The organism is Actinoallomurus sp. CA-150999, assembly GCF_050942425.1.
Classification (GTDB): Bacteria; Actinomycetota; Actinomycetes; order Streptosporangiales; family Streptosporangiaceae; genus Actinoallomurus.
This window is the reverse complement of record NZ_CP192063.1, coordinates 11820044-11837148: the sequence shown is the minus strand read 5'-3', so window position 1 is coordinate 11837148 and position 17105 is coordinate 11820044. Positions and strand designations below refer to the sequence as shown.

At 71.5% G+C, this 17105-nt stretch carries 18 protein-coding genes; 11 read left to right on the top strand and 7 right to left on the bottom strand.

The genetic code is table 11. The annotated features are described in order from the left end of the window. The first annotated feature begins 78 nt into the window (after nt 1-78). Together ACQP2O_RS54885 and ACQP2O_RS54880 are read left to right on the top strand one after the other, a co-directional pair. Complete coding sequence (locus tag ACQP2O_RS54885) at nt 79-1338, top strand: sensor histidine kinase (RefSeq protein WP_433178736.1); 1260 nt, start codon at nt 79-81, stop codon at nt 1336-1338. Further along, a complete protein-coding gene (locus ACQP2O_RS54880; RefSeq protein ID WP_433178735.1) occupies nt 1326-1976 on the top strand; it encodes a LuxR C-terminal-related transcriptional regulator in 651 nt (216 codons plus the stop codon). Before ACQP2O_RS54885 ends, ACQP2O_RS54880 begins: the two co-directional genes overlap by 13 nt. Here the strand turns inward: ACQP2O_RS54880 and ACQP2O_RS54875 are convergent. Beyond that, nucleotides 1960-2376, bottom strand: a complete 417-nt coding sequence (locus ACQP2O_RS54875; protein ID WP_433178733.1) for a TIGR03618 family F420-dependent PPOX class oxidoreductase — start codon at nt 2374-2376, stop codon at nt 1960-1962. The two genes, ACQP2O_RS54880 and ACQP2O_RS54875, sit on opposite strands and share 17 nt — an antisense overlap. Nucleotides 2377-2432: 56 nt before the next feature. Further along, nucleotides 2433-3254, bottom strand: coding sequence for an NAD(P)H-binding protein (locus tag ACQP2O_RS54870; protein WP_433178731.1), 822 nt, complete (start codon nt 3252-3254; stop codon nt 2433-2435). 160 nt (nt 3255-3414) lie between these two features. Between ACQP2O_RS54870 and ACQP2O_RS54865 the strand changes: the two genes are divergently transcribed. Both ACQP2O_RS54865 and ACQP2O_RS54860 read left to right on the top strand, forming a co-directional pair. Then, the gene (locus ACQP2O_RS54865; protein WP_433178729.1) at nt 3415-4287 is read left to right on the top strand and encodes an alpha/beta fold hydrolase; all 873 of its coding nucleotides are present in this window, start codon (nt 3415-3417) and stop codon (nt 4285-4287) included. 28 nt (nt 4288-4315) lie between these two features. Then, nucleotides 4316-5293: a zinc-binding alcohol dehydrogenase family protein gene (locus tag ACQP2O_RS54860; protein WP_433178727.1), complete on the top strand. Its 978-nt coding sequence runs from the start codon at nt 4316-4318 to the stop codon at nt 5291-5293. Here the strand turns inward: ACQP2O_RS54860 and ACQP2O_RS54855 are convergent. Together ACQP2O_RS54855 and ACQP2O_RS54850 are read right to left on the bottom strand one after the other, a co-directional pair. Then, on the bottom strand, nt 5290-6021 hold the full coding sequence (locus tag ACQP2O_RS54855) for a dienelactone hydrolase family protein (RefSeq protein WP_433178725.1): 732 nt from the start codon (nt 6019-6021) through the stop codon (nt 5290-5292). The two genes, ACQP2O_RS54860 and ACQP2O_RS54855, sit on opposite strands and share 4 nt — an antisense overlap. A 56-nt stretch (nt 6022-6077) precedes the next feature. After that, nucleotides 6078-6992: a nitroreductase/quinone reductase family protein gene (locus tag ACQP2O_RS54850; protein WP_433178722.1), complete on the bottom strand. Its 915-nt coding sequence runs from the start codon at nt 6990-6992 to the stop codon at nt 6078-6080. A 106-nt stretch (nt 6993-7098) separates the two neighbouring features. Between ACQP2O_RS54850 and ACQP2O_RS54845 the strand changes: the two genes are divergently transcribed. The 4 genes from ACQP2O_RS54845 (at nt 7099) to ACQP2O_RS54830 (ending at nt 10705) form a co-directional block, all read left to right on the top strand. Continuing rightward, on the top strand, nt 7099-7566 hold the full coding sequence (locus ACQP2O_RS54845; RefSeq protein WP_433178719.1) for a MarR family winged helix-turn-helix transcriptional regulator: 468 nt from the start codon (nt 7099-7101) through the stop codon (nt 7564-7566). Between the two features lie 34 nt (nt 7567-7600). Further along, nucleotides 7601-8668 carry a MerR family transcriptional regulator gene (locus ACQP2O_RS54840; protein WP_433178717.1) on the top strand — a complete coding sequence of 356 codons (1068 nt, stop codon included), beginning with the start codon at nt 7601-7603 and terminating at the stop codon, nt 8666-8668. Between the two features lie 23 nt (nt 8669-8691). Next, nucleotides 8692-9342: a hypothetical protein gene (locus ACQP2O_RS54835; protein ID WP_433178715.1), complete on the top strand. Its 651-nt coding sequence runs from the start codon at nt 8692-8694 to the stop codon at nt 9340-9342. Between the two features lie 238 nt (nt 9343-9580). Next, nucleotides 9581-10705 carry a GAF domain-containing sensor histidine kinase gene (locus ACQP2O_RS54830; protein WP_433178713.1) on the top strand — a complete coding sequence of 375 codons (1125 nt, stop codon included), beginning with the start codon at nt 9581-9583 and terminating at the stop codon, nt 10703-10705. A 9-nt stretch (nt 10706-10714) separates the two neighbouring features. Here ACQP2O_RS54830 and ACQP2O_RS54825 read toward each other — a convergent pair whose 3' ends face one another. Next, nucleotides 10715-11167: a MarR family winged helix-turn-helix transcriptional regulator gene (locus ACQP2O_RS54825; RefSeq protein WP_433178711.1), complete on the bottom strand. Its 453-nt coding sequence runs from the start codon at nt 11165-11167 to the stop codon at nt 10715-10717. A gap of 89 nt (nt 11168-11256) precedes the next feature. Here ACQP2O_RS54825 and ACQP2O_RS54820 point away from each other — a divergent pair, with 89 nt between their 5' ends. Then, the gene (locus tag ACQP2O_RS54820; RefSeq protein ID WP_433178709.1) at nt 11257-11652 is read left to right on the top strand and encodes a nuclear transport factor 2 family protein; all 396 of its coding nucleotides are present in this window, start codon (nt 11257-11259) and stop codon (nt 11650-11652) included. Between the two features lie 51 nt (nt 11653-11703). On the opposite strand, the gene ACQP2O_RS54815 is transcribed toward ACQP2O_RS54820, so the two are convergent. Continuing rightward, nucleotides 11704-12474, bottom strand: a complete 771-nt coding sequence (locus tag ACQP2O_RS54815) for a MerR family transcriptional regulator (RefSeq protein WP_433178707.1) — start codon at nt 12472-12474, stop codon at nt 11704-11706. Between the two features lie 55 nt (nt 12475-12529). Between ACQP2O_RS54815 and ACQP2O_RS54810 the strand changes: the two genes are divergently transcribed. Next, a complete protein-coding gene (locus ACQP2O_RS54810; RefSeq protein WP_433178705.1) occupies nt 12530-14173 on the top strand; it encodes an amidohydrolase family protein in 1644 nt (547 codons plus the stop codon). Between the two features lie 222 nt (nt 14174-14395). Beyond that, a complete protein-coding gene (locus ACQP2O_RS54805; RefSeq protein ID WP_433178703.1) occupies nt 14396-16309 on the top strand; it encodes a GTP-binding protein in 1914 nt (637 codons plus the stop codon). A gap of 36 nt (nt 16310-16345) precedes the next feature. On the opposite strand, the gene ACQP2O_RS54800 is transcribed toward ACQP2O_RS54805, so the two are convergent. After that, nucleotides 16346-16948 carry a mycothiol-dependent nitroreductase Rv2466c family protein gene (locus ACQP2O_RS54800; protein WP_433191536.1) on the bottom strand — a complete coding sequence of 201 codons (603 nt, stop codon included), beginning with the start codon at nt 16946-16948 and terminating at the stop codon, nt 16346-16348. Between the last annotated feature and the right edge of the window lie 157 nt (nt 16949-17105).

Sequence of the window (17105 nt, the reverse complement as noted above, 5' to 3'; positions counted from 1 at the left end):
GTGTCCTCGGGGTGCGGCGCGTGGGGGCTCCGATTGTGGAGTCGGCACCGCCCTGGGCGCGGCGGCGAGAATGAAGGAGTGATCAGTACCGAGGACGGGCGTCGGCCGACCTCATGGTGGCCGGCGTCCATCCGATCCACGATGCGGTACCTGTTCGTCGGCTTCGGGACCGGCCTGCTGGCGCTGTTCGCCCTGATCGGGCTCCTGCTGGTCGGGGCGTTGTCGCTGATCGGCGTCGGCCTGCCGGCGCTGCCCGCGGCCGTGGGCGGAGTGCGGCGCCTGGCCGGGACCGAACGGCGTCGTGCCTCCGCGTTCCTGGACACGCCCGTCCCCGGCCACTACCGGAGCGTGGAGGGAGGCTTCGCGGCGCGTCTGCGAAGCGTGCTGGGCGATCCCGCGACCGGCCGCGACCTGGCCTGGCTCGCGACCCACGGCCTTACCGGGACGGTCGGCGGCTACCTCGCGCTGGGCCTGCCACTCGCCGCGCTCAACGCCGCGACCATGCCGCTGTGGTGGTGGGCGGTGCCGGGCAGTCCGCCGTCCGTGATCGGGCTGCCGGTCGACTCGTGGCCCGCGGCGCTGACCACGCCGTTCGTCGCCGTCGGCTATGCCGCCCTCGGCCTGCTCGTCCTGCCGCGGCTCGCGCGCCTCGACGCGCGGGTGAGCCGGGCCCTGCTGCGGCCCACCGACCGGATGCGGCTGAGCGAACGGGTCACCGAACTCACCGCCATGCGGGCGGCGGCGCTGGAGGCGCACGCCGCCGAACTCCGCCGTCTCGAGCGCGACCTGCACGATGGAACACAGAACCGCCTGGTGGCCGTCGTGATGCAGCTCGGCATCCTCGAGCGGGCCCTGGAGTCCGCGCCGGAGAACCAGCGCGCGCTCGCGTCACGGGCCCAGAACGCCGCCACGGACGCGCTGACGCACATGCGCCAGGTCGTCCGTGCCATCTACCCGCCCATCCTCGACGAACGTGGCCTGGACGGCGCCGTCGCGGCGCTGGCCGCACACTGCCCGATCCCGTGCGTCCTGGAGACCGCCGACGTTCCACGTGCCCCGGCGGCCGTGGAGGCGGCGGCATACTTTTCGATCGCCGAGGCGCTGACCAACGTCGCCAAGCACAGCGGCGCCGGGCAGGCCGTCGTACGGCTGACCGGACGCGACCGAACACTGGTCATCGAGGTGACCGACGACGGCCGCGGCGGCGCCGACGAGCACGGCGGCAGCGGGCTCGCCGGCATCCGCCGACGGGTCGCCGCTCTCGAGGGCCGTACCGAACTCCTCAGCCCGCCCGGCGGGCCGACCGCACTACGAGTGGAGCTGCCATGCGGGTCGTGATCACCGAGGACGACGCACTGCTGCGCGAAGGCCTGGTCCTGCTGCTGCGGACCGAGGGCATCGACGTGGCCGTCGCCGCCGACAACGCCGACGACCTGCTGGCCGCCATCGCCGATGACCGCCCCGACGCGCTCGTCATGGACGTACGCCTGCCGCCGACCCATCGCGACGAAGGGCTGCGCGCCGCGGTGGAAGCGCGCCGGATCCATCCGGGCCTTCCGGTGCTCGTGCTGTCCGCGTATGTCGAGGACAGCCATGCCGTCGACCTCCTGTCCGACGGCGGCGCCGGCGTCGGCTACCTCCTCAAGGAACGGGTCGGCAAGGTGGCCGAGTTCGTCGACGCGCTACGCCGGGTCGCCGACGGCGGCACCGTCATGGACCCCGAGGTGATCGCCCAACTGCTGGTCCGCCGCAAGGCCGACGACCCACTGCGCACCCTCACCCCACGCGAACGCGAGGTGCTGTCTCTCATGGCCGAAGGACACGCCAACGCGGAGATCGCCGAGCACCTCTCCATCAGCCACGGCTCGGTGAACAAGCACATCGGCAACATCTTCGACAAGCTCGGTCTGCACCCCGACGGCAGCGGCCACCGCCGCGTCCTCGCCGTCCTGGCCTATCTCAGTACAGGCCCATGAACCGGTCCACCATGATCTCGATCACGACCAGGCCGGAGGGGGCGGGCGGCGGCGCCCCGTAGCGGTCGGCGTATCGGCGTATGCCGTCGGCCAGCCGCCGCGGATCGTCGGACACGGTCGCCGAGCCCTCGAGCGTGATCCAGCGGGGGCCCGCCACCTGACAGATCGCGGCACGGCCGGTGGGGTCGGCGATGACGTTCGCGGCCTTGCGGCGCGACGCGACCGTCATGACCCGTACGGTCGCGCCGTCCCAGGTGAACCGTACGGGTGCCACGTGCGGCGTGCCGTCGGGGCGTACGGTCGTCAGCGCGCCCACGTGCGGCTCGGCGAGGAATGCCTCGGCGGAGGAGGGCAACGGCAGCGACGCGGTGCTGCGGCGCCGGGTCCCGCGAGCGGTCATGGAGGTTCCTTCCTGACGGGCCGGAGCCGGGTCCGGCTCCGGCCGAAGAACCGGTCTCAGCGGAATGCGGCGACGTTGCGGGCCGCCCAGTCGGCGAACGAGCGGGGCGGGCGGCCGAGGACGTGCGCGATGTCGGGGCTCACGCGCTGCTCGGCGGGCAGCGGCTCGCCGAGGATGGCCAGCGTGCCCTCCACCACGGGTTCGGGCATGAACTGCAGCATCTGCGCCCGGGCCTCCGCCCGGGTCTGCTCGACGAACCGCACGGGGCTCCCGAGCGCGTCCGCGATCGCCTGGGCGCGCTCGCGGGGGGTGGTCGGGGCCGGTCCGGTGAGCTCGTACGTCCGGCCGGCGTGCCCGTCCTCGATCAGGACCCCGGCCGCGACCTCGGCGATGTCGTCCGGGTCGACGGTCGGCAGGCCGACGTCGCCGAACGGCGCGGCGGCCATCCGCTCCGAGCGCACCGTCTCGGCCCAGGCGTAGGCGTTCGAGTCGAATCCGCCGGGCCGGAGGATCGTCCAGGCCAGGCCCGACTCCCGTACGGCGTCCTCGAAGGCGCGGGGGTGGCGGTAGGCCTCCGGCCGGGTGCCTGCGCCCTGGGAGGACAGCAGGACGATCCGGCGCAGGCCGGCGCCCTTCGCGACGTCGACGATGCCCTGTGGGTCGCCTCCGGCGACGAGGAGGAAGAGCGCGTCGGCCTCCTCGAGCGCGGGCTTGAGGCTCGCCGGATCGTCCAGGTCGGCCGGCACGTGCCGGACGCCTTCCGGCAGGCCGGCGGCCGAGGCGCGCCGGGAGACCGCCGTCACCTGCTCGCCCGCCGTAGCGAGTAGCTGGACGAGCCGTCCACCGACGTTGCCGGTCGCTCCCGTTACCACGATCATGTCTGTCTCCTTAAAAGTAAGTCAGTTGGCTGACTAAGAAGACCATAGCCACTCGAGCGGCGGCTGTCCATCGTTAGTCGGATAACTGACTCAGGTGATTGGGCTCGTCATCCGGGGTAAGGGTGACGATGGTCCGTCAACGGCTCGATCGGGGGGAGCGATGGCGGCCGTTCATCACCGGTACGGCACGGTCCGTGGTCGGCGGCTCTTCTACCGGGAGGCCGGCCCTGCGGATGCTCCTGCGATCGTGTTGCTGCACGGCTTCCCGGCCAGCTCGTTCATGTTCCGCGACCTCATCCCGTTGCTGTCCGACCGTTACCGCGTCATCGCTCCGGATCATCTTGGGTTCGGTCTTTCCGATATGCCGGGGGTCGAGGAGTTCGACTACACGTTCGACGCCCTGACCGATCTCACCGAAGACCTGCTCGCCGACCTCGGCGTCGTCCGGTACGCCATCTACGTCCAGGACTACGGCGCACCGATCGGGTGGCGGCTGGCGCTGCGGCGCCCGGAGGCGATCACCGCCATCGTCACCCAGAACGGCAACGGCTATGACGCCGGGTTCGTCGAGAGCTTCTGGAAGACGATCTGGGACTACCAGCGCGAGCAGACGCCGGAGACCGAGAGCGCCATCCGGCAGGCGTTCACCCTCGATGTCACCAGGTGGCAGTACGTCATCGGGGTTCCCGACGAGACGCTGGTCAGTCCCGACACGTGGCATCACGACTTCGCGCTGCTCTCGCGCCCGGGCAACGATCAGATCCAGCTGAAGCTGTTCCTCGACTACGCGACCAACCCGCCGCTCTACCCCCACCTGCACGAGTACCTTCGCGCCGGTCAGGTGCCGCTGCTGGCCGTGTGGGGCCGTGGCGACCCGATCTTCGGCCCGGACGGGGCCCGCGCGTTCGCTGAGGATCTTCCCGACGCCGAGATCCATCTGCTCGACGGCGGTCACTTCCTGCTGGAAAGCGCCGTCGAGGAGGTGGCCGCGTTGATCCGGGACTTCCTCGCCAACGTCAAGCCGGGAGCGTGACAACGAGCCGACCGTCCGGAGGACTGTGATGCGTGCCATCGTCATCGAGAAATTCGGCGGACCGGACTGCCTCGTCTACACCGAACTGCCCGACCCCGAGCCCGTCGCCGGTCAGGTCGTCATCGACATCAAGGCGTTCGGCATCAACCACGCCGAGATGCACATGCGCAGGGGCGAATGGGCCGAGGCCGCGAAGGTGATCGGTATCGAGTGCGTCGGTCTGGTGAAGGCCTGCCCCGGCGGTGAGTTCCCCGTCGGTGCCAAGGTCGCGGCGCTGATGGGCGGCCTGGGCCGCACCATCAACGGCAGCTACGCCGAATACACCCGAGCCCCGGCGTCGAACGTGGCACTCATCGAGTCCGATCTGCCCTGGGAGGTGCTCGCGGCCATTCCGGAGACCTATGCGACGGCCTGGACCTGCCTGTTCCGCAACCTGGAGATCGTCCAAGGGCAGAAACTGCTCATCCGCGGCGCGACCTCCGCCTTCGGGCAGGCCGCACTCAGCCTCGCCCGCAACGCCGGCGCACGAGTCATCGCCACCACCCGCAACCCCGAGCGCTTCGCCATGCTGGAGGAACTCGGCGCACAGCGCGCCGAACTGGAAGGGCCCGAACTCTCTCAGCGAATCGCCGAGGCCAAGCGACTCGACGCGGTGCTCGACCTGGTGGGCAACCGCACCATCCTCGACTCCCTGGCGATGCTCCGGCGCGGCGGCCGCGCCTGCCTGGCCGGCTGGCTGGGCGGCCTCGACCCGATTCCCGACTTCAATCCGCTGCTGCAAATGGCGAGCGGCGTCTACCTGACCTTCTTCGGGAGTTTCGTCTTCGGAACTCCCGGCTTCCCGCTCTCCGACGTTCCCCTGCAGGCGATCGCCGCGCAGGTGGCGGCGGGCCGGCTCAGGGCCGAACCGTCACGCGTATTCCGCTTCGAGGAGGTACGCGAGGCACACCGCGTGATGGAGGCCAATGAGGCCAAAGGCAAGATGGTGGTCGTCCTCAACGCCTAATGAAGATGGGCGCGGTAGAGCTCCTGGAGCGCCTCCCAGTGCCGGGCTTCCGCTTCCGCGTCGTAGGTCGGATTGTCCGGCACCGCGAATCCGTGATGAGCGTCGTAGAACTCCACGGTGTGCTCGACTCCGGCGCTCGTCAGCGCGCCTTCCAGCAGGTCGGCCTGCTCGGCGGTGAACGATCTGTCGTCCTTTGCGGCGGCCACATAGACCGTGGCGGTGATCCGGTCCGCCGCGAGATGCGGGCTCGACGAATCGTCGGCGACGGCGAGGCGGCCACCGTGGAACGACGCGGCCGCGGCGACCTTGCGCCCGAGCCCGCCCGCGGTGATGAGCGACAGGCGGCCGCCCAGGCAGTAGCCGGTGGTGCCGATCGCGGATCCCGTCACTTCCGGACGTGCTAGCAGGAAATCGGCGTAGGCGCCGGCATCGGCGATGACCCGGTCATTGGTGAGCGCACTCGTGAGGCTCCCCAGCCGCGCCCGCTCGTCCTTGTCGGTGAAGAGGGTGGCCACGTCGAACGGTCGCCACTCGCCCGCGCGGTAGTAGATGTCCGGGACCAGCGCGACGTAGCCCATGCTCGCGAGGTGGTCGGCGAGCCGCCGCATCGTCTCTCGCGCTCCGCCGGCGTCGGGAAAGACCAGCACGCCCGGTCCCGTGCCGTCCCCGTCGGGGACGTGGAGGGTGCCGTCGCTCTGCCCGTCGGGAGTGGAAATCCGAACGCTCACGCGTCCCATCGCGCTGCCTCCGCTCGGCTCGCCGGCGCCGGTCACCTGAAAACGTATCAGCGTCCGCCCCGGTGCGGGGGTGTCACGCCCACCGCGGGGAGGAGGCTCGCCTCTTCGGCGGCGAAGTGGTCCTCCAGTCCGGCGACCAAGCGGTCGAGCTCGTCTCGGAGGTGTTCCAGGTCATCCGCCGACTCGTCGCCGAGGAGCGTCTCGAGCTCGGTCAGGGCCTTCTCCATGACCCGGTGCTCGGCCCGCAGCCGTTCGATGACGGGTACGAGGTGGGGGAACTCCTCCTCGAACGCCGAGAACGCGCCGTTCTCCCGGGTGTGGTGCAGGTGCAGGCCGTAACAGAAGGTCAGGCAGTGCCGGCGCAGCTGGGCGGCCAGGTCCGCCGGACGGTCGGGCTCTGCGGCCTGCGGCCCTCCGGCGAGCAGGTCGTCGATCCGCGCCCGTACGTCGCGCAGCTCGGCACGCAGGTCCTCGTGGTGCCGGATCAGCTGCTCGCCGATCACCCGGTTGCGCGCGGGGTCGGCGGACAGGTCGAGGGGGTACAGGGCGACCACGGGGATCGTACGGGTGGTCTTCTCCTGGTACGCGCGGAAGCCGGGCTCGAGTGCGCACTGGCGCTCGTACCAGTGATCCCGCTCCTCACCTTCGAGGACCACCGCCCGGGTCGCGAGCGCACGGACGCCGTCCGTGGTGCCGATCTCGAGCGTGACCTGCGGGTTCGCCACGATGTTGTGGTACCACTGCGGGTGTTCCGGCCCGCCGGCGTTGGAGCCGAAGACGAGGTGACGGTCTCCGTCGCGCAGGTGGACGACCGGGGTGGTGCGGGGCCGTCCGGTCTTCCGGCCCGCCGTGGTGATCAGCACGAGGGGTACACCATCGAACATCCCGCCGACCTTGCCGTTGTTCGCGCGGAACTCCTCGATGATCCGTTCGTTGAAGCTCGCTGCGGACGTCGCGTTCATGGAGACCTCCACCGGACGGGTGTCCGGTACGGTGTGGCTGCTGTGGAATACTTTGCTTTGAAAGCAAATATGATTTGATCGCAAACGTATACGGGTGATCGCGGGGATGTCAACGGAGCCGGAACCCGGCCTGCGCGCGGACGAGGCGGTCCGGGCCATGCTGTTGCTGATGCCACGTCTGGCCGCGCGGCTGAAGCGCACGCCGATCCCCGAACGCCTACGGTCCTTCAACCTCGCGCCACGGCACCTGTCGCTCCTGTCGTACCTGCTGTTCGACGGGCCGATGGTGGTCGGTGAGCTCGCCACCCGGCTGCAGGTCGCCCCGACCACCGTCAGCCTCATGGTCAGCGACCTGACCAAGCAGGGGGTCCTGCAGCGCCGCTCCGACCCCGGCGACGCCCGGCGCACGATCGTGGACCTCACCGAGGACCCCGAGACCCGCGCGGCGATCGAGAGCTGGCTCGCCGGCGGGGCCACGGCCTGGCGCGCCGCGTTCGAGCCGCTGTCCCCCGAAGAGCGCGCGCTGTTCGTCCGGACGATCGAGACGTACGAGGCCGGCGCCTCCGGCGATTGACCTTCAAGCGGGTCGAAGGCCCACGATTGCCGCCATGGACGACACCGGAACGCTGGTGAGCATCGGGGCCTTCGCCCGCCGGGTGGGGCTGAGCCCGAGCGCCCTGCGGTTCTACGACGACTGCGGCCTCCTGCCGCCCGCCCACGTGGACGGTGCGACGGGATACCGGTACTACGCCCCGGACCAGGAGTCCCGGGCCGTCCTGGTACGGCGGCTCCGCGAGGCCGGGCTGCCGCTGGTCGACGCCTCGGCCGTGCTCGACGGCGACCCCGACGAGGCCCGAGCCGTCCTGGCCGTGCACGCGCGCCGGACCCGCGAGACGGCCGCGGCGGCCCAGGCGGCGATCGACGCCGTCCTCCGCGACCTCTCCGGTCCCCCGGGCGGCGCGGAGGCCCGCCTCGGCGGCCCGGAACTGGCCGGCGCGGTCCGGCAGGTCGTTCCGTCGGCGGCCCGCGGCGAGGCCCGGCAGGAGTTCCCGGTGCTCGGCTGCGTGCTGGTCGAGATCACCGGGCAGGAGGTGCGTCTGGTGGCCACCGACCGATATCGGCTGGCGGTCCGCGCGCTGCGCCCGAGCGTCGTCACCGGCGGCCCGCGACAGGCGCTGGTCGACACCGCCGCCCTGACGGAGATCGCGTCCTGGGCCGTACGGCTGCCGAAGGTCGGCATCGAGATCGACGGCAGGGGCGCCCGGGTGTACGGCGACGGGGACCATCGGGTGATCCCGGTGACGGACGGGACGTTCCCCTCCTATCGGGTCATCCTCGACGAGCTCCCGGCCGCCCGGCACCGGTTGATCATCGAGCGCGACGCCCTCCGTACGGTGCTCGCGCGTGACGCGGACGGACCGGTCACCTTCCAGGCGGACGATGGGCAGGGCCTGGTCGTACGCCGCGGACCGGACGAGACTCCGCTCCGCGCCATCCGTACGGGGCCGCCGGTGCGGATCGCCTTCGACCCGAAGGTGCTCCTTCCGGCGGTCGACGCCAGTGTGGGCCCCGACCTGCTGCTGGAGATCTCCTCGGCGGCGCACCCGGTCGTCGTCCGCTCCGCCGACCAGGGCGGCTTCACCACCATCGTCATGCCGGTCCACGAAGGCGCCTGAGCCTTCGCGCGAAAGGGAGAACCATGAACCCGGACAATCCGGTCGTACGGCTGTGCGCGGAAGGCATGCGCGCGGAGGCCGACGGCAGAGCCGCCGACGCCCGCGACCTCTTCGAGAAGGCATGGGAGACGGCCACCGACGACTACGAGGCCTGCGTCGCCGCGCACTACCTCGCCCGGCACCAGCCGACCCCCGAGGACACGCTCCACTGGAACCGGGAATGCCTCGCCCGCGCGGACAACGTCGGCGACGACCGCGTCCGCGGCTTCTACCCGTCCCTGCACATCAACCTGGGAACGGCGTACCGCGACCTCGGCGACCTCACCAAGGCGCGCGAACACTTCCTCCTCGCCGCCACGTGCGTCGACGACGCGCCCCAGGGCCAGTACGGCGACTGGAACCGATTCGCGATCGCCGAGGGCCTGCGCTCGACCGGCGGCCTGGAGCACGGCCCCGTCGACGACCTCCTGCCGGACCTGCTGACCCGGCTCTGCGCCCGCGCCGACCTCAAGGCACTCGGCCTGATCCTGCCCGCCTACCTGGGCGACCTGGGCACCGACACCGACCGCGTCCGCCTGACGATGGCCCTGCACATGGTCCACGCGGCCAGATGGCTGCCGGACGACGACCAGACCGCCATCGGCCAGGCGATCGCCGCCCTCTCCATGCCCTGACGAGAGATTCGGCGGCATCTTCCCGATCACGCGCAGAGGCTGGTACGAGGTCGGCCATCGACGTGGTTATACGCTGGGTTGTCAGCCCGGATTCGCAGGTCACACCGGCTTGGGAGGGGACCATGGCAGCTGCACGCCAGAGATGATGGCCGTGCCGAGGAGACTGCTTCGTCAGCTGGGGATGATCTGGGATCGGCTGTACGCCCCAGGGTCAGGCCATGAAGAGCTCCCGCGGATCATGGAGCGCGAGGGAGCCTTTCGGCGCGTCGCGACCCTGGTGGCCGAAGGCGCCTCACCGTCGGCGGTCTTCACCGCGGCGGCCGGTGAGATGGGCGGGCTGCTCGGAGCGGACTACACGTCGATCACGCGTTACCGGGACGACCGGACGCTCACCCTGGTCGCCAAGTGGAGCAATCCGGACTTCCCGGAAGTCGACGCTCCCTTCGGAGGCCGCTGGGTCGTCGCACCTGACACGCCGGCGGGGATCGTGTTGGAGACGGGATGGCCGGCGCGTCGGACGGTGGCCTCCATCGAGAGTGATTTTGGTCCCTGGGCCAGGGCACATGGCCTGGGAGTCGGCGTCTCCGGTCCCATCACGGTCGAGGACCGGCTGTGGGGGGTGATCACCACGCTGTACCGGGAGACCAACCCGCCACCCGATGACGCCGAACAGACGATGGCCGAGTTCGTGCAACTGCTGAACTGCGCGGTCGCGCAGGCCGACGCCCGCGCGGAGCTCATCGCCTGCCACGCCCACATGGTCACGGCCGCCGACGCCGTACGCCGAAGCGTCGCGGCGGATTTGAGCGACGGACCACGGCAGTGTCTGGAGGCGCTCACCCTGCAGCTCCGGGAGGCGCAGGCCGGGGTCGCGGATGAGGGGCTCCGGCGACGCCTGTCGCGGTTCGCCGAGGAGGCGTCGGAGATCGACGACCGGCTTCGGCAGGTATCCGCGGACCTGCTCTCCGTGGTCCCGGCGAAAGGCGGCTTGACGGCCACCCTCAAGGCTCTCGCCCGTCGCTGCCCGGTGCCCGTCGACCTCAACGTTCCGACCGGTCAGGAGCTGACCGACCGGGTCGAGATGATGGTGTATCACCTCGTGGCCGAGGGGCTGCTGAACGCGATCAGGCACGCGTACGCCTCCGCGGTCCGCATCGACCTCACCAAGGAGGGCGAGGGCATCCGGCTGTCGATCAGCGATGACGGTGTCGGCGGCGCCCATCCTCTGCACGATGAGTCCGGGCTCGCCGCGCTGAAGAAGCGGGTCGAGGTGCTCGGCGGGACCCTGCGGGTCGACAGCCCGGTCGGAGAAGGGACGTCGCTGTCCGTCACGCTTCCGTGTCCCGCCGCTCAGGCGGAGTGAACGGGGAGGTCAGCGGCGGGCCGTGTGGTGGTCGACGATCCGGCGCAGCAGGGCCGTGAGCTGCTCGCGTTCGGGGGCCGAGAGAGGGGCGAGGAGGGCGTCCTGGATCTCGGTCAGGACGGTGGTGAGGTGCTCGAGACGGTCGCTGCCGGCAGCGGTGATCGTGATGGTGTTCCGCCGCCGGTCGGCCGGGTCCGGTGAGCGTTCGATCAACTTCTTCTCGGCGAGCTCGTTCAGTGCCGCGACGACGTCGCTGCGGTCGATGCCCGTGCGGCGGCCGAGCTCGGCCTGGCTCGCCGGGCCGAACTCCTGCAGGGCGGCGAGCAACCGGTAGTGGTAGCCGCGGGCGCCGGCGGCGGCGAAGTGCTCGTTCACCAGCCGGCCGCTGTGGATCGACGCCTGCCCGAGCAGCCAGCTGGGCGCCTGCCGCAGGCGCGTGGGCGTCGTTTCGTCGGCCGTCATGGGGCGCAGTCTAACCGTTGGCCGTTCCAACGTATGGTGATATCGTTGGCTGTACCAATGTTGGCAAGGCCAATGAATTGAGGTATGTCATGGAACGGACCGACTCTGCCGAGCTCGTCGCGCTTGTCACCCGTCTCGGGATCTGGCTGGACGAGAAGCGTTTCGACGAGGCCCGCACGATCTTCACCGAGGACGCGGCCGCCGACACCGCGGGCGGCTCGGTGCGTGGCGTCGACGCCCTCGCCGCCCAGGCTCGCCGTTCGCACCCGGCCGACGTGGCGACCCAGCACTTCATCACCAACCCCCGCATCGAGGTGGACGGCGACCGTGCCACCATCGACGCCAACCTGCTCGTCGTCTTCGCGGCACCTACGGGACAGCGGATCCTCGGCGAGCGATACCGGCTCGAGGCCGCCCGCACCGCCGGTGGGTGGCGGATCTCCCGGGTGGCGGCCAGCCCGATCTGGGAGTTCTCCCCGGCCTGACGCTCAAGCGCCGAAGGCCGCATGAGGCCTTCGGCGGGAGTGGTGTTCCGATCAGTTCATCCGTAGTCCGAGGCGCTGCACGGCGTAGGCGCGTACGGCCTCGGCGAGCCAGGGCGGCAGGTCGGGGTCGACGGCGGCGACGATGGCGCGCTGCTCGGGATTGTCCGTGATCAGATCGGCCAGAGCGTGGTAGGCGGCGGCGTCGGCGGGCCAGAGGGCGCGCACACTCTGATAGTGCTCGGCGGCCAGGTCGAGCGCCTCGGGCGCGTCCGGCGGTGCCCCGCGACGGCGTGCCCGGGACATCCGGGTGTACAGGCGTTTCCCCTGCTCGGCGGCGTTCTCGTAGTCGGCACGGGTCCAATGGCGGGTGGCGTGCTCGGCGTCGGCGATGTGGCTCTCGGCCGCCGTGCCGTACCGCACACGCAGATCCTGGCGCAGCCGGTCCTTGGCCTCGGCCAGTCCGGTGAAGAACTCCTCATCGTGCAGGAGGCGTTCTCCGGACAGGCCGGCGATGGTGCGGTCGACGGTGTCCAGCACCCTGGTGATGCGGTCTCTCTCGGCGGCCAGCTGTTCACGGTGTTTCCGTAGCGCGGTGAGCTCGTCGGTATCGCCGTCCAGGGCCGCCGCGATGTCGCTCAGCGGCAGGCCCAGTTCGCGCAGCAGCATGATGCGCTGCAGGCGCAACAGCTCCCCGCGCCCGTACCAGCGGTACCCATTGGCCGACACGTGCGCCGGCAGCAGGAGGCCGATGTCGTGATAGTGGCGCAGCGTCCGGGACGAGATACCGGCCATTCGGGCGACCCGGCTGATGGAGTACCGCATGACCGCAGGTTAATCGCTGGACCTTCTCGTAACGTCAACTTCTAGGGTCGCGGAGGTGAGCACACACCATCCCTTCACCGTCACCGGCGTCCGGGTCTTCGACGGCCGTGACGACCTCGACGTCACCTGCGTGCGAGTCGTCGACGGGCGGATCGACGCCCTCGGTGACGCCACGGTCGCGGCCGAGGGCGACGTCCTGGTCGACGGGCGCGGCGGGACGCTGCTGCCGGGGCTCATCGACGCACACGTCCATCTGCTGCCCGGCTGCACGCAGCTCGCGGCGGTGTTCGGCGTCACGACCGTGATCGATCAGTTCAGCAAGCCGGAGGTCATCGAACCGGAGACGGCGGCCGTGCGCGCGTCCGCGCGGGGAGTCGGCCCCGTACGGGCCGACCTGCGTACCTCCGGCATCGGGGCGACCGCTCCCGGCGGCCACCCCACGATGGCGTACGCGCCGCTGCCCTACGTCAGCAAGGCGGCGGACGCGGCGGCGTTCGTCAACGCGCGCGTGGGCGAGGGCGCCACCCACCTGAAGGTCATCTACGACAACGGGGCGGGCGCCCTGCTGGACATCCCGACGCTCGACGCCGCGACGATCGAGGCCCTGGTGCGGGAGGCACACCGGCTCGGGCTGCCGGTGGTCGCGCACGCCTCGACGGCCGCCGGGGCGGTCACGGTGGCCCGGTGCGGAGTGGACGTGCTGGCGCACGCGCCGTTCGACGCCATGAGCGACGACGAGGTGGACGCCGTGGCCGCTGCGGGCTGCGCGGTGATCGCGACGCTGGCCGTCGTCGACGGCTTCCCCGGCCCGGACGGCGTCCTGCCGCTGCTGGCCGAGCCGGGGCCGGCCGGGCGGCTGCCCGCGCGGTGGCGGAGGGTTCTGGACCGCCAGGCCCGGCGGTGGATGCCGCCACAGCCGCCCAACGGCGCCGCGGCACGGCGCAACACCCTGGCCCTGCTGCGGGCGGGGGTGCCGGTGCTGGCGGGCACCGACGCGCCCAACCCGGGGCTGGTATTCGGCGCGAGCCTGCATCGCGAGCTGCGGCACCTGGTCGCCGCCGGACTGCGTCCGGCCGAGGCGCTGGCCGCCGCCACCGCCGTGCCCGCCGAGGTGTTCGGCCTGGCCGACCGCGGCCGGGTGGCGGTCGGCCGCCGTGCCGACCTCGTCCTGGTGGACGGCGACCCCACCGAACGCGTCGACGCCACGCAGGAGGTGCGCGCCACGTGGGTCGCCGGGCGCCGCGTCGAGCCCGACGCCTATCCGGGCAGCCGGGCCGAGCGCGACGGCATCACCTGGCTCCGCGCCACCAACGAAAAGATCATCGCGGCGATGCGCGAACGCTGGCCCGGCCTGCCCGCACCCGAGCAGGTCGTCCGGGAGGACGGCGAGCCGCTCGGCCGGTTGGTGCCCGCGGCGGGAGGCTGGCAGGCCGTGACCGTCTTCGGCGCCCCGCTCGGCGAGGTCACCGCCCGCGAGGAGGCCCGGGAAACGTTGCTGACCACGGGCCTGTCGTGCCTGGCCGAGCCCTGGTGGGCCCGGCCCGTGGACGAGACCTCCTGGCGCCGGGCCCGCCTGCTGGAGGTGCGCCCCGACCGCGTCCGCCTGCGCTGGACCGACCCGATGGCCGAGCAACCGGCGTCCGGGCAATGGTTCGACCTCGACGACGTCGACCTGTCCTACACCCGGCCCCCGGAGTGAGGTTCACGTGTCCCGGAGGAGCCGCAGATCCTCCGGGACGCGGCTCGGGAAAGCCGCGAATAAATGAGCTGCCCCCTCGCGAGCCTCTTGTTAAGCTCCGGCCGCATCGGCGTCCCGTGGACGCCGTCGTCGTCCGTACGAGGAAGTGGGGGCTCGCGATGCGCCAGTGGTCTCAGGTCATCACGACAGAGGATCACTCGGCGGCATCGAGGACGACACTTCATGAATTCCCTGAACATCGGGGTGCTCGCGCATGTTGACGCGGGCAAGACGACGCTCACCGAGCGGCTGCTGTTCCACGCGGGCGTCATCGACGAGCCCGGCAGCGTAGACCGGGGCACGACACAGACCGACTCCCTGGAGCTGGAGCGGCGGCGCGGGATCACCATCCGGTCGGCGGTGGTCTCGTTCACCATCGACGACCTGAAGGTCAACCTGATCGACACGCCCGGCCACTCCGACTTCGTCTCCGAGGTCGAACGCGCGGTACGGGTCCTGGACGGCGCGGTGCTGGTCGTCTCGGCGGTGGAGGGCGTCCAGGTCCAGACGAGGGTCCTCATGCGCGTGCTGGCCAGGCTGCGCATCCCCACGCTGATCTTCATCAACAAGATCGACCGGATGGGCGCGCGCCACGACGACCTGCTGCGGGACATCACCCGCAGGCTCGCCCCCGGCGCGGTGGCGATGGGCACGGTCACCGGCCTCGGCACGCGGGACGCGGCGACCCGGCCGTACGCCCTCGACGATCCGCGGCACCTCGACCAGGTGACGGAGGTGCTGGCCGAGGGCGACGAGTCCTTCTTGGCGGCCTACGTGCGCGCCGACGGCCTGGTCGACGCGAAGGACTGCCGGCGCAGGCTCGTCGAGCAGACCGGCCGGGCGGCGGCGCACCCGGTGTTCTTCGGTTCGGCCGTGACCGGCGTGGGCGTGGCCGACCTCGTCCACGGCGTCCGCGAACTCCTTCCGCCGGCCGGCGGAAGCCGGGACGACGACCTCTCCGGCACGGTGTTCACGATCGAGCGCGACGCCTCCGGCCGGAAGGCCGCGTACGCGCGACTGCACTCCGGGACCGTCGCCGTACGGGAGCATCCCGCCCTCTACCGGCGCGCCGGTGGCGGGCCCACCGCGTGGCGGGAGCACCGCGAGAAGATCACCGGTCTCGAGGTGTTCGAACGAGGCGGCGCGGCACCCGCTCGCCGGGCGGGGGCGGGCGACATCGTGAAGCTCTGGGGACTGAAGGACGTCCGGATCGGCGACCGGATCGGCGCGCCCGCCGACGGGCCGGACGAACCACACTTCGCGCCCCCGACCCTGGAGACCGTCGTACGGAGCGTGCGCCCGGCCGACGCTCCGCTGCTCCACGGCGCGCTCCTGCGGCTGGCCGAGCAGGACCCGCTGATCAACGTCCGCGTCGGCGACGAGATCTCCGTGCTGCTGTACGGCGAGGTGCAGAAAGAGGTGCTCCAGGCACGGCTGGAGGACGAGGCGGGGATCGCCGTCACGTTCGACGCCACGCGGACCGTCCACATCGAGCGGCCCGCCCGCGTCGGCGCGGCGTTCCACGAGATCGACCGGCACGGCGACCACGAGGTGTGCGCGACCGCCGGCTTCCGGATCGAGCCCGCCGAGGCGGGGACGGGCCTGCGGTACGGGCTGGAGGTCGAGGCCGGGTCGCTGCCCGCCGCGTTCCACGCGGCCATCGAGGACAGCGTGCGCGCCGCCCTCCGCCGCGGGCCGTACGGCTGGGAGGTCACGGACTGCGCGGTCACCCTGACGCACTCGGGCTACGCGAGCCCGGTCACCACCGCCGGCGACTTCCGGACGCTGACGCCCCGGCTACTGGAGCGGGCGCTGCGCCAGGCCGGGACCCACGTGTGCGAGCCGGTGGGCCGCTTCGAACTGGAGGTGCCGGCCGACCTGGTCAGCGGGGTGCTGGGCACGCTCACCGAGGTCGGCGGAACCCCCGACGACCTGGCCGTACGGCACGACACCGCGTACGTGACGGGCGTGATCCCGCTCGGGCGGGTACACGAGTTCGGGCGGCGCCTGCCGGGACAGACACGCGGGGAAGGGGTGTTCCTGACGGAGTTCGCCGGCCACCGCCGCGTCGAGCGAACCCCACCACGCCGACCGTGACCCCGCGTGGACCGATCCGGGCGAGGACGCACGCGGTCACTGGGTGATCGGTCGGCGGGTCCGGGCGCGTTTGAGCTCGAAGAAGCCGTCCGTGCCCGCCACCAGCAGCACGCCGTCCCAGAGTCGGCCGGCCGCCTCGCCACGGGGAATGGGACTGGCGACCGGGCCGAAGAACGCGATCCGCTCGCCGTCCGGCCCTGGGACGTGGATCGCCGGCGTGCCCAGATCCTCCCCGACCGGGTCCAGACCCGCGTGCTGGCTCTCCCGGAGGGCCTCGTCGTGGTCGCTCACGTCGGCCGCGTCGGCGAGTTCCGCCGGCAGCCCCACCTCGGCCAGCGCGTCCAGGTAGAGGGCCCGCCCGATGGGCGCCTTGTCGTGATGGATCCGGGTGCCGAGCGCCGTGTAGAGGTCGCGCAGCACCTCGTTTCCGTACTTCCGCTCGGCCGCGATGGCGACGCGCACGGGTCCCCACGCGTCCCGCAGCCACTCGACGTACCAGTCCTCCAGACCCTCACGGCCGTCGTTCAGCATCGCCAGGCTCATGACGTGGAAGCGCACCTGGACGTCGCGCACCTTCTCCACCTCGAGGAGCCAGCGGGAGGCGATCCACGCCCACGGGCATTTGGGGTCGAACCACATGTCAGCACTGATCACGCGGTCAGACTAGGAAGCAGAATGGCCGGGCGTAAGGACCAATGTGCTACATACTGATTGGGCCAATGGCCTGGAGCCGGCCGGGTCGGGGAAGGCTGGTCGACCGGTGGATCGACCGGCTTCGTAGGATGACCGAGGACCT

What these genes read in the sequence shown, in the direction of transcription:
- ACQP2O_RS54875 (WP_433178733.1), bottom strand. Translation starts at nt 2,376, where the DNA reads ATGACCGCTCGCGGGACCCGGCGCCGCAGCACCGCGTCGCTGCCGTTG.
- ACQP2O_RS54805 (WP_433178703.1), top strand. Translation starts at nt 14,396, where the DNA reads ATGAATTCCCTGAACATCGGGGTGCTCGCGCATGTTGACGCGGGCAAG.
- ACQP2O_RS54865 (WP_433178729.1), top strand. Translation starts at nt 3,415, where the DNA reads ATGGCGGCCGTTCATCACCGGTACGGCACGGTCCGTGGTCGGCGGCTC.
- ACQP2O_RS54840 (WP_433178717.1), top strand. Translation starts at nt 7,601, where the DNA reads ATGGACGACACCGGAACGCTGGTGAGCATCGGGGCCTTCGCCCGCCGG.
- ACQP2O_RS54870 (WP_433178731.1), bottom strand. Translation starts at nt 3,254, where the DNA reads ATGATCGTGGTAACGGGAGCGACCGGCAACGTCGGTGGACGGCTCGTC.
- ACQP2O_RS54830 (WP_433178713.1), top strand. Translation starts at nt 9,581, where the DNA reads ATGGAGCGCGAGGGAGCCTTTCGGCGCGTCGCGACCCTGGTGGCCGAA.
- ACQP2O_RS54815 (WP_433178707.1), bottom strand. Translation starts at nt 12,474, where the DNA reads ATGCGGTACTCCATCAGCCGGGTCGCCCGAATGGCCGGTATCTCGTCC.
- ACQP2O_RS54850 (WP_433178722.1), bottom strand. Translation starts at nt 6,992, where the DNA reads ATGAACGCGACGTCCGCAGCGAGCTTCAACGAACGGATCATCGAGGAG.
- ACQP2O_RS54800 (WP_433191536.1), bottom strand. Translation starts at nt 16,948, where the DNA reads ATGTGGTTCGACCCCAAATGCCCGTGGGCGTGGATCGCCTCCCGCTGG.
- ACQP2O_RS54835 (WP_433178715.1), top strand. Translation starts at nt 8,692, where the DNA reads ATGAACCCGGACAATCCGGTCGTACGGCTGTGCGCGGAAGGCATGCGC.
- ACQP2O_RS54825 (WP_433178711.1), bottom strand. Translation starts at nt 11,167, where the DNA reads ATGACGGCCGACGAAACGACGCCCACGCGCCTGCGGCAGGCGCCCAGC.
- ACQP2O_RS54860 (WP_433178727.1), top strand. Translation starts at nt 4,316, where the DNA reads ATGCGTGCCATCGTCATCGAGAAATTCGGCGGACCGGACTGCCTCGTC.
- ACQP2O_RS54880 (WP_433178735.1), top strand. Translation starts at nt 1,326, where the DNA reads ATGCGGGTCGTGATCACCGAGGACGACGCACTGCTGCGCGAAGGCCTG.
- ACQP2O_RS54820 (WP_433178709.1), top strand. Translation starts at nt 11,257, where the DNA reads ATGGAACGGACCGACTCTGCCGAGCTCGTCGCGCTTGTCACCCGTCTC.
- ACQP2O_RS54845 (WP_433178719.1), top strand. Translation starts at nt 7,099, where the DNA reads ATGTCAACGGAGCCGGAACCCGGCCTGCGCGCGGACGAGGCGGTCCGG.